Genomic DNA, 909 nt, shown 5'->3' on the forward strand with positions numbered 1-909 from the left:
GCCGTGCCCCTCGCCACCCCCGAACGACCCGCCCTGCGTCTGGCCCTGGCCCAGGGGCCCGCTGGGGTCCCCGCCTCCCGGGAGGCGGCCCTCGCCGCGCTGGAGGACGCCGCGGAACGGGCCGCCGCGGGCGGCGCGGCGCTCCTGGTCGGCTCCGAGCTGTCGATGACCGGGTACGTCCTCGGCGACCGTCTCCCCGACCTCGCCGAGCCCGCCGACGGCCCCACCGATCGCGCGGTCGCCCGGATCGCGGCCCGGCACGGGGTGGCGATCGCGCACGGGCGCCCGGAGCTCTCCGGGCAGGTCGTCCACAACACCGTCCGACTGACCGGACCCGACGGCGCGACGCTCGCGGAGTACCGCAAGACGCACCTGTACGGGGAGTGGGAGCGGGAGGTCTTCGTCGCCGGTGACCGTCCGGTGGTCGGGGCGGAGCTGCACGGCCTCCGGGTCGGTCTGCTGATCTGCTACGACGTGGAGTTCCCCGAGGCGGTGCGCGCCCACGCCCTGGCCGGCACCGAACTGCTGCTGGTGCCCACCGCGCTGATGGCCCCCCACGACTTCGTGGCCCGGCACCTGGTGCCCGTCCGGGCGGCGGAGAACGGGATCCACATCGCCTACGTCAACCGCTGCGGAGTGGAGGGCGACCTCCGGTTCGTCGGCCTGAGTTGTCTGGCCGCGCCGGACGGGAGCGTCCCGGCCCGGGCGGGGGAGGACGGGGAACTGCTCTTCGCGGAGGTCGACCCGGGGGCGACGGCGGAGGCCCGCCGCGTCACCCCCTACCTGGAGGACCGCCGCCCCGATCTCTATCCCCCGGGGTGTGCCCCCGACTGTCCCCTCGACCGGACGGTCGGGCCGGCTGCCGTTCCCGGCCCGACCGTCCGGTCGAGGGGACAGTCGGGGGCACAC

At 76.5% G+C, this 909-nt stretch carries 1 pseudogene; it reads left to right on the forward strand.

The features are described from left to right. Positions 1-3: 3 nt before the first annotated feature. Positions 4-810 (forward strand): annotated as a pseudogene (locus FOE67_RS27095) (carbon-nitrogen hydrolase family protein); the annotation flags it as partial. Positions 811-909 lie beyond the last annotated feature (99 nt).

It is taken from the genome of Streptomyces calidiresistens (genome assembly GCF_014141525.1).
Taxonomy (GTDB): Bacteria; Actinomycetota; Actinomycetes; order Streptomycetales; family Streptomycetaceae; genus Streptomyces; species Streptomyces calidiresistens.